The 12,055-nt window shown below is 61.3% G+C and carries 10 protein-coding genes; 7 read left to right on the forward strand and 3 right to left on the reverse strand.

Annotated features, from left to right (window positions below):
• Positions 1-65: 65 nt before the first annotated feature.
• Both AC1DX5_RS01775 and AC1DX5_RS01780 read left to right on the forward strand, forming a co-directional pair.
• The gene (locus tag AC1DX5_RS01775) at positions 66-1,409 is read left to right on the forward strand and encodes a capsule biosynthesis protein (protein ID WP_465171819.1); all 1,344 of its coding nucleotides are present in this window, start codon (positions 66-68) and stop codon (positions 1,407-1,409) included.
• An 84-nt stretch (positions 1,410-1,493) separates the two neighbouring features.
• The gene (locus AC1DX5_RS01780; protein WP_478013909.1) at positions 1,494-2,291 is read left to right on the forward strand and encodes an aspartyl/asparaginyl beta-hydroxylase domain-containing protein; all 798 of its coding nucleotides are present in this window, start codon (positions 1,494-1,496) and stop codon (positions 2,289-2,291) included.
• Between the two features lie 15 nt (positions 2,292-2,306).
• On the opposite strand, the gene AC1DX5_RS01785 is transcribed toward AC1DX5_RS01780, so the two are convergent.
• From AC1DX5_RS01785 to AC1DX5_RS01795, 3 genes are all read right to left on the reverse strand, one after another.
• The gene (locus AC1DX5_RS01785; RefSeq protein WP_465171817.1) at positions 2,307-3,107 is read right to left on the reverse strand and encodes a DUF5672 family protein; all 801 of its coding nucleotides are present in this window, start codon (positions 3,105-3,107) and stop codon (positions 2,307-2,309) included.
• Positions 3,089-4,558 carry a glycosyltransferase family 2 protein gene (locus AC1DX5_RS01790; RefSeq protein WP_478013910.1) on the reverse strand — a complete coding sequence of 490 codons (1,470 nt, stop codon included), beginning with the start codon at positions 4,556-4,558 and terminating at the stop codon, positions 3,089-3,091. Before AC1DX5_RS01790 ends, AC1DX5_RS01785 begins: the two co-directional genes overlap by 19 nt.
• 167 nt (positions 4,559-4,725) lie before the next feature.
• The gene (locus tag AC1DX5_RS01795) at positions 4,726-5,814 is read right to left on the reverse strand and encodes a polysaccharide biosynthesis/export family protein (protein WP_478013911.1); all 1,089 of its coding nucleotides are present in this window, start codon (positions 5,812-5,814) and stop codon (positions 4,726-4,728) included.
• Positions 5,815-6,089: 275 nt separating this feature from the next.
• On the opposite strand from AC1DX5_RS01795, the gene AC1DX5_RS01800 reads away from it, so the two are divergent.
• The 5 genes from AC1DX5_RS01800 to AC1DX5_RS01820 all read left to right on the forward strand — a co-directional run bounded on the left by AC1DX5_RS01800 (position 6,090) and on the right by AC1DX5_RS01820 (position 11,878).
• On the forward strand, positions 6,090-7,259 hold the full coding sequence (locus tag AC1DX5_RS01800) for a KpsE/RkpR family capsule polysaccharide export protein (protein ID WP_465171814.1): 1,170 nt from the start codon (positions 6,090-6,092) through the stop codon (positions 7,257-7,259).
• The gene (locus AC1DX5_RS01805) at positions 7,259-8,041 is read left to right on the forward strand and encodes an ABC transporter permease (protein WP_465171813.1); all 783 of its coding nucleotides are present in this window, start codon (positions 7,259-7,261) and stop codon (positions 8,039-8,041) included. The genes AC1DX5_RS01800 and AC1DX5_RS01805 overlap by 1 nt, the downstream gene beginning before the upstream one ends.
• Positions 8,038-8,685, forward strand: a complete 648-nt coding sequence (locus AC1DX5_RS01810; RefSeq protein ID WP_465171812.1) for an ABC transporter ATP-binding protein — start codon at positions 8,038-8,040, stop codon at positions 8,683-8,685. The genes AC1DX5_RS01805 and AC1DX5_RS01810 overlap by 4 nt, the downstream gene beginning before the upstream one ends.
• A gap of 328 nt (positions 8,686-9,013) precedes the next feature.
• Positions 9,014-9,973, forward strand: coding sequence for a phytanoyl-CoA dioxygenase family protein (locus AC1DX5_RS01815; RefSeq protein WP_465171811.1), 960 nt, complete (start codon positions 9,014-9,016; stop codon positions 9,971-9,973).
• A gap of 66 nt (positions 9,974-10,039) precedes the next feature.
• Entirely contained in the window at positions 10,040-11,878 is a 1,839-nt protein-coding gene (locus tag AC1DX5_RS01820) for a glycosyltransferase family 2 protein (protein WP_478013912.1), read from the forward strand.
• Positions 11,879-12,055 lie beyond the last annotated feature (177 nt).

Consider the following 12,055-nt stretch of genomic DNA (forward strand, 5'->3'; position numbering starts at 1 on the left):
TGCGTTGTCGGAATGGCGGTCTGGTTGACGAGGCCGCCATTGGAACCCGAAAGTGAAATTCGCGAATGCCAGACATGTTTGCCGAAGGCCCGGTCCTGATGCCGCAAGTCGCAGCACCAGGACCCGCGCAGCCGCTGGCGAACCGCAACATCTTGCTGCTCCAAGGATTGATGGGTCCGTTGTTCCACAAACTCGGTCGGGCGCTGCGGCGAGACGGCTATGGGGTCCACAAGGTCAATTTCAACGGCGGCGACCGGCTGTTCTGGCGCCTCCCGAACGGAATCGATTACCGCGGCTCACTGGCGGAATGGCCGGATGCGCTGAGGCAGTTGATCGCCGATCGCGAGATCACGGATGTCGTGCTGTTCGGCGACTGCCGCCCGATCCACATGGCGGCCACCGCCGTTTGCCGGGACCTGCATGTGCCGGTCCACGTATTCGAGGAAGGATATATCCGCCCGGACTGGGTCACGCTCGAACTGGGCGGCGTGAACGGCCATTCGACATTGCCGCGCGACCCCGCCTGGTATCGCGCCGAAGCCGCAGCGCTGCCGCCGGCGCCGGAACATCATCCGGTGCCCTCCTCTTTCCGCCGCCGCGCGACTGAAGGCGTGATCTACAATGCCGCCGATGTGCTGACACGGTGGCACTATCCCTATTGGGACAATCATCGGCCATGGCACCCGCTGATCGAAGGGATGGGATGGGCGCGTCGGCTGTTGCGACGCAAGGCCGCGGCAGCAAGGACGGCTGATGTCCTCATAAGGCTCGAGTCAAGCGACGCGCCCTACATGATCTTCCCGCTGCAGCTCGATTCGGACGCGCAGATCCGACTGCATTCCTCCTTCGCAGGCATCGCTGACGCCCTCCGGCTGGTAATCGCGTCGTTCGCTGCCAATGCGCCGCCTGAGATGCGGCTGGTGGTGAAGGAACACCCGCTCGACAACGGCGTACGCGACTGGCGGCTCGAAACGCAGGCGCTCGCCGAACTTTATGGGGTGGACGGCCGGATAGACTATCTCGAAGGCGGCGACATCGTCCCGGTCGCGCAACGCTCCAGGGGCATGGTGACGATCAACAGTACCAGCGGCACCCTGGCGCTCGCGCTCGACGTGCCGGTGATCGCGCTCGGCCAGGCGGTCTATGATATCGAGGGGATCACCTTTCAGGGCGGGCTCGACAATTTCTGGCGCGATCCGGGAAAGCCCGATGCCGAGACCTTCGCCGCTTTCCGCCGCGTGCTCATCGATCGCTGCCTCGTGGCGGGTGGCTTTTTCTCGGACGAGGCACTCACCAAGGTGACTGAAGGCGTGATCGCGCGTCTGGAGGCGGCAAGTCCGCTTAAACTTGCGTCCGGCGGTCAGAAGAGCGTTCCCAAATCCTGGAAAAGGGTTCTGGTCCGGGATTGAGTGGATTGATTTCGTCCGGTAGGACGCAAGACATCAGGCGCCGGGCGCCTTGACACTCCGGCGTGGATGCTGACGGAGGAAGGTTTGAGCTGGAACGACACGGTTAACGCGCGCGGGTGGAAAGTCCCTTTCGTGCGCAAATCCCCGTACCAGATCGGCAAGGAATTGCGCCCCCGGATCGATGCGATCATCATGCGTCGGTCACCGGTTCCGGACGAACCGATCATCGACAAGGCATTTTTCCCCTGGATTCCAATTCTTGAAAGCCGCTGGCGCGACATCCGAACCGAAGCGACCCGAATCCGGACCGAGGATATCCCTTCACTCGGTGACATCTCGTTCGACCATGGCCGGATCGCAAAGGATCGCCGTTGGAAGTCGTTCTTTCTCAAAGGCTATGGCTACCGGCTGGAAGGAAATTGCGCGCGTGCGCCGATTACAGCGTCCCTGATCGAACAGGTGCCTGGCCTCGTTACCGCGACATTCTCGGTTCTCGAGGCCGGCGGCCATATTCCGCGCCATACTGGCATGACGAAAGGAATGCTGACCTATCACCTCGCGCTCAAGACGCCCGTCGAGCCCGAGAAATGCCGCATGAACATCGAAGGCGCCGACCAGCTTCACGTTTTGCCGTGGGAGGAGGGCCAGTCCTTCGTCTTCGATGACCTGTACAACCACGAGGTGTGGAACGAGACGAGCGAGGATCGCTACATTCTCCTGATTCAGGTCAAACGCCCCTGTCGCGGACTGGGCAATTTCATCCAGAACCTGTTTCTGTTCTGCGTGCGCTACTCGCGCTTCGTTCAGGATATCGTGCGCAATATCAATGATGCGGGTCATAAGCTCTCGACCACGGGAGCTCCGGCGTCGCCCGTGCATTGATCGCGTGTCCAGGCGTCAGCGTCGCCGCGCCTCCCGATGGCGCAATCGTTTCCAGACCACCCACGCAAGGCGCAGGTTCCGCCTGCTGAGAGCCTGGCGAAAAATCTCCTGGTGCTCGCGTCGATTCAGGAGACCGGGTTCGATGCCCTTGAAAAGCGCGACGAGCTCATCGGGCGATACGTGGTCGAGCATATTGAGCGCACCATGAAAGCCGAACTCGTCGCCCGTCGGTATCATGCGCTCATAGGCAAAGCGCCGCGCCACCTCTTCGGGCGCAAAGCGTAACCCGAAGCGCTCCTCCAGCAACCGGCGATGGGTGCGGCAAATTGCAATATCTTCGGGCTCTTCGGAAATCGGAAGCGCCGCGCAGGCCTCAATAAGCCTACGAGATCGCAGGGAAAATCCCCCGTTTCCGACCCGCGGTCCATCAGCGAAATGAGGCCAGGGCGCACCGATATAGTCATAGTCGAGAAAGGCGGAGTCCCACCGGGTCGAGTCGAGAACATAGCCGTCCCACTGCACACAAAGGGCATGTGGGGTCGTGAGATGCGCCGCGAGCTGATGCAACATAAAGCGCGAATATCCGGCTCGCGAACCGAGGGGCGGAATTGGCCTCCACTCGGCCCGCGTACCCGGCGGCGGTGGACGATCGCTCAGGAACAATACTTCGCCGAAGCGTAGCCCTCGCTGCGAGAGCTCCAGCGCATGCGCGGTCGCCGCCAGGCCGACGTCCGTCACCGTGAGCAGAGTTACCTCCGGCAAGGGGCGAGTCGGCGGCACCGCCGCTTCCTGCGAGGTCAGAATGCCAGCAGGCATCGTTCGGATTGTCGGCGAAACAAGGTGCTGTGGTACGGATCGACAGCCGTTTCCGTGCCCCAGCGGGAACGCAAGGCGCCAAGTTCGCGCTCGAATCGAACAAGGCTGGCGCCCCGGCGTATCTTGCCGCGTGAGCGGGACTCATGATGGATCAGCGTCGCGTGCGCGCAATATACCGTTCGCCATCCTCGCGCGGCCAGTCTCAGGCACAGATCGACATCGTTGAAATCAATTGCGAAGTGTCGTTCGTCCATACCGCCGACCGCGACAAACTTTGCCCGGTCGACGAGCAGGCACGCGCCGGTGACAGCGGATACGGTGCGGGTTTCGTCATGCCAGGGCGCGAACTTTCCCGGAACGGGCCGAACCCCCTTGTCGACATGCCCGGCGGCGCCGCCGATCCCCAGCGCGACTCCGGCATGTTGAATCGCGCCGTCGGGATATAGCAGCCTGGCACCTACTGCGCCGACCTCATCGCGCAACGCCAATACCGTCATCTGTTCAAGCCAGTCGGACGAAGCAATTTCGATGTCGTTGTTGAGCAAGCAGACCAGATCCCCGCTCGCCGAGGCGACGCCGACATTGGCCAGCGCCGCGAAGTTGAAGGGACCTGGCTGTGCGACGATACGCGCGGCTCCCGTTGCCTCCAACTGCTCGAACAGCGCCCTCGTGCGGGGTTCCCTGCTATCATTGTCGACGATGATGATTTCGTGGGCACCAGGAAACCTGGTTCTTGACAGGCCGTCCAGGCAGATTTCCAGCAGATCCGCCCCGTCGCGCGTCGGAATAATCACGCTGATCGCGACTGGCGACGCGGCGGCCGGGGGGCATATGGAAGTCATGCGCGCCCCTCGCCGGTGTGTCAGGACGAGCGGAAGATGAAGCGGGGCACCGTCCCTCTCCGCAATGTCCCGCAAAAGTGCAGCCCAGTCCTCGACCTGCCCAGCGATCACCGCATCCGCCCGCACCGCGCAACTGCCGACCAGACCATCATGCGCTTGAAAAAGCAGCGAGTCCCAATCGGGCTTGATCCAGGGCGCGCACCGGCGGCCCGAATCCAGCTGATCCTCGTCCCAATAAACGAGCTGCGAGTCACAGCTCTTCAAGCGCGTAGCCAGCACAGCGCCCAGTGCAGGGGCCACGCAGTCCCCAGCGCGGATCGGCAGGAGCCAGGGCGGATGGCCGGATAGGGGAAAATCGGTGGACGCGTTGAAAATCGGGAGATCGTGACCGAAGGACGCGGTGAGGCTCGCGCGCGTCACGGCACTGTCGCCGTCCAGCAGGACCGCGCCGACACGATCGGACACGGCACTGTCCCTGGGTGGCAACATCCCCGGTTCGACCGCCTTGATCCAGGCGTCATAATGGCCAGGGTGCTCGGCGGCGGCCAGGCAAAGCCGATTCCAGCCCCGCACCCTTAGGCCACGCAACAGCGCGTAGAGCCCGCTCAACGCCAGGCCCGGCCTGGCCGCAAGCGCAAGGCGCAGAACCGTCAGCCACGCCCGCGGCACTGTTCCAGCTGGCGCAGCTGGCATGTTCCTAAACGTGGCCGCCCATCATAACGCGTCGAATCGCTGAGGCGTGATGCTGGGGGCGGTGTCACACTTGGTCATTGTGATCACTTTAGCAGCTGAACCGCGCTCGTGGCTGTCACGATCGGCGAGAACAACTGACTGATAATCTGAACGAGCTTGCTCGGCTGATTCGCGCGCGCATTGCCAATATACAGTACATCTTTGTCCTGCGTCATGAACCGCTGCGCCAGGAAATAGCTGCCGGCTTTCATCATGTTCACGTGATAGACGACGGGGCGCAATACGCCATCCTTGTCGAGAACGTAGCGAAATACGAAGATGGCAGCGGGGTCGCCGAATGCTGGGCTGGAACCGCCCGCTTGCGCCACGGCTTCGACCAGAGAAATATTGGGTGCGCCGAACGGAAAAAGCTGGACCTGCCCAGGCGCGCCCATCACCGAAAAGCTTCGCGGCGCGCGAACAATCGACAAGCGGTCGCCGGGATAGACCCGAAGCTCCGCTTGAATGCCGCTCACCGCATCGCTCAGGCGAAACTCTTCGGTCACGTTTTGACGTTGCAGCCGGACGGCAAGATCCTTCACGTCGCCGCGGTATCCACCAGCAAGCGCGATCGCGTCTGCGACAGTCTCACGATTCGTCGGCAGCACCAGGCGACCAGGCCTGTTCACCTCGCCGCCGACGATGACGCTGTTGGTGATCACGTCGCGCATCGTGACGAGGACTTGCGGATTCTGGGAATAACCCTGCAGCGCACCGCGGATCTGTCGGGCTACCTCGCCGACCGTACGCCCGGCCACGTGCAAGCGACCGGCATAGGGAACCTGGATATCGCCGGAATCGTCCACACGGCTACCCGGCAGACGCTCCACCTTCGCGGAGGAATCGAACGACGCCGTATCGGACGAAAGCTTCGTCGCACCGCCGCCGAACAACGTCACCCCGGACTCGTAGACGGATATATCGAGAACGTCGCCAGGTCCGACCAGATCGGTGGGCGGGGGCGCCAGGTTCATCAGCGCCAATGGTGTAGGGACCGGAGGGGGCGGCAATGATGATGCGTCTTCGAGCTCGACCAACTGGATGCCCGAGTCCGGCGCGGCGACGGCACGTTCGATCTGATGGCCAGTCGGGCCGCTCGACGGCAGCGTCGCGCACGCCGACAGACCGATCACGCTGAGCGTCGCCAGAGCGGACCTGTTCAGGCCGCAAGCCCATCTAAAATTTCGAGAAAAACTCATGAGCTCCAGGCAGTCAGGTGTATGCGCCATTATGGGCACAGGCCCTAGCACCTCCATTTGGCCCAAGGCAATGATGTGCAGGATCGGCATCGAATACGGGATGGGCCGAAGCGATGCCAGAGTTGCCCGCCACGCCGCTTGCCCCTAGAGCGATCGTCATCGACGTGGCCCGTCTTCTGGATGTGTCCGTCCTACCGAGGTGCGTACGAATGTTGATGGAAGCTTTGGATGCAAGTGCCGCTACGGAGCGCGAGCCGGGACTCGGCGCGCGTACGCGGCGATGGATCAGCCGGCAGCGATGGTTCATCCTGCTGGTTGTGCTTCCGGTTCTGGCCAGCACGATTTATTATGGTTTCATCGCATCGGACATCTACGTCTCCGAGGCCCGCTTCGTCATCAAGTCGCCCGACCAGAAGCGGTCGACATCATCGACACTTGCGAATCTGATCCAGACAACCGGACTGTCGGCCGGCGAGGAGCAGACCAACGAGGTGCTCGATTATGTTCGTTCGCGCAATGCGCTCGGTGATTTGTCCAAGACCATTAACGTACGCGCTGCGTTCGCGCGGCCCGAAGCGGACTGGTTGAGCGGTTATCCGCCAGTGTTCCGGCGCGATTCATTCGAGAGCTTGTATAAATATTACAACCATATGGTCGGTGCCAATCTCGATCATGATACCAACCTGGCCGTCCTGAAGGTAAAGGCCTTCACGCCACGGGACGCGCACGCCATGGCCGCTGGCCTCCTCGATCTTAGCGAAAACCTTGTCAATCGTCTCAACATGAGAGCGCAGGCCAAGCAGATCGCCGAGGCGGAGGGACGCGTGCGCGAGGCGGAAGGGCGGGTTCGCAAAGCCCGCATCGCCATGCGCCAATATCGCAACACGGAGCGCCTGCTCGACCCGAGCAAGGAAGCCACCGGCGTCCTGCAGGTCTCGACGGAACTCACCGCACAGCGGGCGGCCCTTCAGGCACAGTTGCAGACGATACAGGCCGCCGCGCCTCGCAATCCTTCCATTCCGGCATTGCGGAGCCGGATCGCGGCAATCGACACCCAGATCAGCGGGCAGGCCGGGCGTGCAACGGGTACGTCCAGCGGACTTGCCAGCAAGCTCTCCCAATATGAAAATCTGCTCGTCGAGCAGGAGTTCGCGACGCAGATGTTCAGCACGGCCAATGCTTCGCTAGAGCAATCCCGCGCTGAGGCGCTTCGGCAGCAATTCTATCTCGAACGCGTGGTGGAGCCGCACACCCCCGACATGGCGCTCCTGCCCAACCGCCTGACCTCGATTCTCACCGTGGCGGGCGTCTGCCTGTGTCTCTATATGGTCGGCTGGATGCTTGTCGTCGGCATCCTCGAGCACAGGCCCGAGAGCTGATGTCGGCGCTTAGCGAAGGCTGGGAAAGCCAGGTCAGGGTCGTCAAAGCCCTCATGATCCGGGAGCTGACGACGCGTTTTGGACGTGAGAATATCGGCTTTCTGTGGATCATGGCCGAGCCATTGCTGTTCGCCGTGCTGGTGGGCGTTATGTGGACGTACCTCAAGGGGCCTGAGGAACACGGCGTGGGCATTATTGCCTTCGTTGCGAGCGGCTATATTCCGCTGACCTTCCTGCGCTCATCGTTCACCAGGAGCACCAGTATTTTTTTAGTCAACGGCAGCCTGCTGTATCATCGCCAGGTTAAGATAACGGACTTCATCCTGGTGCGTGTGATAATTGAATTCATTGGTGCGACAATGGCGTGGCTCTTCATCGCGCTTGCCCTGGGCCTCTTGGGATATATTCCGGCCCCGGCCAACCCAGGTATGATGGTCGCGGGGTGGGCGCTCTACGGCATACTCATCCTGTCGATCTGCTTCGTACTCGCGCCGCTTTCCGTGATGTCCGAAGTCGTCGAAAAGATCATGCCGGTTTCAGTTTATATTGCCATCCCGCTTTCCGGTACCTTCACCATGGTTTCGTGGGCTCCTCCATCCATTCGCGAGTATCTCCTGATGTCGCCGATGGTGAACACGATGGAGATGATCCGCTACGGCTTGTTCGGCGACTATGTGGAGCCCTATTACGACGTTTGGAATCCAATCCTCGTGTCAATCGTGTTCATGATGATCGGCCTCGCTCTGTGCCGGCGGGTCCGCCGGGATTTGGTGGTAGAATGATCGCCTGTGAATCGCTCTACAAATCGTACCGCGCCGGTCATGGGCGGAAGCGTGTGCTGGAAAACATCAACCTCACGTTCAATCGCGGTGATCGCGTCGGCTTGCTGGGTCGCAACGGCGCCGGCAAGACGACGCTGATCAAGATGATCGGCGGTGTCGAAATGCCGACGTCGGGCAGAATTTTGCGCAAGATGAGTTGTTCGTGGCCACTCGGGTTCAATGGCGGTTTCCAGGGCAGCCTCACAGGATATGACAACGCCCGCTTCATTGCCCGTATCTACGGCCGGGATTACAAGGATCTGCGGAGTTTCGTCGAAGACTTTACGGAACTCGGTGCGCAATTGCGCGCGCCGGTAAAGACCTATTCCGCGGGCATGCGCGCGCGCCTGGCCTTCGGCCTTTCGTTGGCAATCGAATTCGATTGCTACCTGATCGACGAGGTTATCATGGTGGGCGACCGCAATTTCCAGTTGAAATGCCACGCCGAGATTTTTGAGAAGCGGCACGATCGCGCCTTGGTGCTCGCCACACACGGCGTGGATTATATTCGTGAGTATTGCAATCTGGCGGTGGTTTTACGCAACGGCCAGGCGGAAGTTTACGAGGACATCGAAGAGGCACTGGCGATCTACCAAGCGTTGTAGAAGCCCGCACCTTAATCCAGTACCGCGCCAAGGTTGACGAGAGGCGTCTCCGCAGTTCATTCACGACAAGAATCATAACCCAGCCACGACGCCAATCCAGTCGCGTGTAACACCGGCCCGGGCGGCGAAGTCGACTCGGGGTACTGTTATCGCACGACGCTTTGCCCGGTTGCTAGCGACGGCGCTTGCACCTAGAAAGGGTTCGGAAAAGCGACGCATTTCAAGATAATGACGGCACCTCCGGATGCCGGGCGATGTCGGTGCAAGCTTAGGATGCGATTGTCGGCAGTGGGTAATTCCCCTGGCGGCTTCAGATTAGACGGCGGGCATGAACGAGACGGTTTATAAGTCGGCATTGCCCGGCGTCCCTAGAATCGAGTCGCCGGCCTTCCGCGCCGAACTCCCGCATCTCGGCCTGTCTGAAGCCGAACAGGCGATTGCGACCAAGCTGCATGTCGATGGCTTCGCCGTCGTAGATTTCGAGGATGTCGAATTCGACCATCGGGTGGATCGAATCCGCGCGTCGCTGATTCCTCGCTTGGGCGCCCATCTGAACGACCCGGAAAGCGACAAGACCCAAGGCCTGAGACGCATCCAGGATGCGTGGAAGTTCGACGAGGATGTCCGGGCGATCGCAGTGAATCCTGCCATCCTGGATTTGCTCTCGCGTCTCTATGGCCGTCGCGCATTCCCTTTCCAGACGCTCAACTTTCCCGTCGGCACGCAACAGGCAGTGCATGCCGACGCGGTTCATTTTTCAAGTCTGCCAGAGCGATTCATGTGTGGCGTCTGGGTCGCTATGGAAGATGTACCTGCCGAGGCGGGACCGCTCTTCTATGCACCGGGATCGCATCGCTGGCCGATCGTCAGCAATTCCATGATCGGACGCCGCGGCTATGCCAGCCATCTGGAATCGGCGCAGGACCCCTATGCGGACGCGTGGAACGCAATGATGGCGGCCAACGGCACACCCACCGAAACTTTTCTGGCGCGCAAGGGCCAGGCGCTGATATGGTGCGCAAACCTGCTTCACGGCGGCGCGCTGCAGTCCGATCCACGCCTGACCCGCTGGTCGCAAGTCACGCATTATTATTTCGAGGATTGCATATATTATACCCCGGCCTTCTCGGATGAGACGCTTGGTCAGTTACAACTGCGCGACATCGTCGGGATCGACGATGGTAAGCTACGCCCGAACTCCTATCTCGGTGTGCCACTGCCATCACAGCGAAAGCGCTCCCGGATGGGTCAGATGCTTCGTAAGCTCGATCCCTGGCGCAACGATTGATCGCAAAGTATCGTTGATGCGCGCCTCGTCGTCGCGCGTTGCACGGAAAGGGACGCTGCAGCGGTGATGATCGCGACGGTCCTGGAATCATTGCTGCTGCTGTTGCTGAGCCCCGGGAAGGCGCTGAAGATCATTTATTGGCGAGTCACCGGCCGGCGCTTGCGTGCGCATCTGCGATTCAGGGAGGCAGCCGCCGCGCTACCCTTTGCCTATGCGCAATGGAATGGCCGATGCGCGCGCGCCGATCGTTCCGCGCTGGCGTCGGTCGTCGACGAGGCGAGCGATATCGCCGTGCACCTGCATTTTGCCCGATCGGCTTTACCGGGGGACTTCACCCGTGCCGTGCGATCGGTCACCCGACAGGCATGGCCGCACTGGCGCCTGCTCGTCACGAGCCAGGACGGGAATGTGCCGGAATTGCCAGCCGACCCGCGCATTTCGGTGCTCGACGGCGCATTCGACAGCTATGGAGCTGGCCTCAAGGCCGCGTTGTCCTCGGCGGAAACGCGGTATCTGGTGCCGTTGCGGTGGGATTGCCGCCTGCCACGCATGGCACTGGCCAGCTATGGCATTCATCTGAGCTCGATGCCCACAGGCCATTTTCCGATCCTCTATGGCGATCAGGATGAGTTCGACCGGTTCGGCTGGAGGCGCAATCCCTGGTTCAAGCCGGCATGGGATCCGGAAATGTTTCTCGCCCAGGATTATCTTTCGGCAGCAATCGCCGTTCCAGTTGCCATAGCACGTGAGCTTCGCGTCGATGAGAGCGACGAGGCTGCAATTTACGGAATGCTGCTCCGCGCGACGCTGCGGCAAGGTCAGGCGGTGCAGCATCTCCACCGGATAACCGCGTCGACTCCGCCGTGCCATTGGCGGCGCCCCGATGCGAGGCGGCTCGCATTGCTGCGCGACGCATTGGCGGGGGTGAATGGAACCGCGGTCGTCGCAGGCCCTTTCGGCACCGCATCGATTCGCTGGCCACTGCCCGTATCGGCGCCGCTGGTCAGCATCATCGTACCCACACGCGATCAGGTCGCCTTGCTGAAGACCTGTATCCGGGGCCTGCTTGACCGGACACGCTATCCCAATCTTGAAATCGTGATCGCCGACAATGACAGCCACGAGCCGGCGACCCACGCCTTTTTGTCCGAAATCTGTGCCGATCCCCGGGTGCGGGTGGTGACCTGGTCGCATCCGTTCAATTATTCGGCGATCAACAATTTCGCCGTCAAAGCAGCGCGCGGCGCGTATCTCTGCCTGCTCAACAACGACATCGAGATCATCGACGACCACTGGCTCTGCGAACTCATGCGTTACGCGGTGCGGTCCGACGCGGGGGCGATCGGCGCCCGGTTACTCTATCCCGATCGCACCATTCAACATGCTGGCGTAACCGTGGGAATGGGCAACGCTGCGGGCCATGCGCATCGCGGCCTTCCCGAACACGCCGCAGGTCATTTCGCGCATGCCCTAATCGCGCACCGCGCGATCGCCGTCACGGCCGCCTGCCTCCTCGTGCGGCGCGACAGGTTCGAAGCGGTGGGCGGATTCGACGAGGTGGCGCTTCGTATTGCCTATAACGATGTCGATCTGTGCCTGAAGTTGCACCATGCCGGCTTCGAGAATTATTACGTGCCGAGCGCCGTCCTGATCCATCACGAGAGCAAGTCGCGCGGCCTCGACATGGCGCCCGAACACATCGAACGGTATCGAACGGAGCTCGCTACGCTACAGGCGCGATGGGGAACCGAAACCTATCAAGATCCGACGCACCATCCGGTGCTGAGCCGCAGCAGCGAAGTCTACAAACCAGAATTCATCTTCTATGCGTCACCGTTTGATCGGCCTATCCCGACAAAGGGTCTCGCTGCCCACCGGCATAGTCCGAAAGCTGACGTATCGTAATCCGCCGGGTGCATTCGCAATCGAGTCGACCGCTCAGGTTGCCCGAAAATGAAACCGCGCGTGTGGGCACTGTCGGTGTCTTGGTTGCGCCCTACCCGCGTTCCAGGCACATGGCTGGTGCGAATCGCTGAACTGGCCATCACGGCGCTACAACCCGACAGATCGACACGTAAGCGT

The organism is Sphingomonas sp. P2_B6, assembly GCF_056404755.1.

What these genes read in the sequence shown, in the direction of transcription:
- AC1DX5_RS01775 (WP_465171819.1), top strand. Translation starts at nt 66, where the DNA reads ATGCCAGACATGTTTGCCGAAGGCCCGGTCCTGATGCCGCAAGTCGCA.
- AC1DX5_RS01785 (WP_465171817.1), bottom strand. Translation starts at nt 3,107, where the DNA reads ATGCCTGCTGGCATTCTGACCTCGCAGGAAGCGGCGGTGCCGCCGACT.
- AC1DX5_RS01800 (WP_465171814.1), top strand. Translation starts at nt 6,090, where the DNA reads ATGTTGATGGAAGCTTTGGATGCAAGTGCCGCTACGGAGCGCGAGCCG.
- AC1DX5_RS01805 (WP_465171813.1), top strand. Translation starts at nt 7,259, where the DNA reads ATGTCGGCGCTTAGCGAAGGCTGGGAAAGCCAGGTCAGGGTCGTCAAA.
- AC1DX5_RS01810 (WP_465171812.1), top strand. Translation starts at nt 8,038, where the DNA reads ATGATCGCCTGTGAATCGCTCTACAAATCGTACCGCGCCGGTCATGGG.
- AC1DX5_RS01815 (WP_465171811.1), top strand. Translation starts at nt 9,014, where the DNA reads ATGAACGAGACGGTTTATAAGTCGGCATTGCCCGGCGTCCCTAGAATC.
- AC1DX5_RS01820 (WP_478013912.1), top strand. Translation starts at nt 10,040, where the DNA reads ATGATCGCGACGGTCCTGGAATCATTGCTGCTGCTGTTGCTGAGCCCC.